This is a genomic window from Methylobacterium sp. WL19, assembly GCF_008040005.1.
Lineage (GTDB): Bacteria > Pseudomonadota > Alphaproteobacteria > Rhizobiales > Beijerinckiaceae > Methylobacterium > Methylobacterium bullatum.
Genome location: NZ_VRVC01000301.1, coordinates 1 through 611, shown reverse-complemented (window position 1 = coordinate 611; position 611 = coordinate 1). Strand labels below are relative to the sequence as shown.

The window sequence follows — 611 nt, the reverse complement described above, 5'->3', positions numbered from 1 at the left end:
GGGAAGCGGGTTGGCCGGATCGAACTGGGCTACCAACGAGCGGTCGGCCTTGGCCCCGACCGTGCCGCGGAAGAACGGGACCAGGGTTTGGATCGCCGTGACCTGCTGGGGCTTCGAGCGCCCTTTCAACTGGAAGATCGGGTCAGTGCCAGCACATCCCGCCGAATCGGACGTCTGCCATTCGGTATTGTAGGCGTTGTGGTTGGCGCCCCAGACATAGACGGTGCCGTGGAACGTATTCGACGCATCGGGAACTTTCCCCTGCAGAGCCCGGTCGAAGACCTTCATTCCCTGCAAGTTCAAGACGTCGCCGTCGCAGGCCGGCAGCAGGATCATGCTGTCGACCCCGTTCGCGTTCAGTTGGCGGGACGTCTGGCCGTCGACGGGGCCGATCTCGAAGATCGACTTGATCGACAGCCCGTTGATCAGCGCCGGGAAGGGACTTCCTTCGTCGCGGAACTGCTGGAGCGCCGCCCGAACCCCTTCGCCGCCGCGGCTGTGGCCCATCATGCCGACCTGCGACAGATCCATCGTTCCGCGCGGGTTGAAATTGAGCGTCGCCGGAGGCGGGATCTGGCCCGTCCCCCGGGTCCAGTCGGACAGGAGGGCGA

At 65.1% G+C, this 611-nt stretch carries 1 pseudogene; it reads right to left on the bottom strand.

What is annotated here, in order from left to right:
- Positions 1-611, bottom strand: a pseudogene (locus FV220_RS25735) (hypothetical protein); the annotation flags it as partial.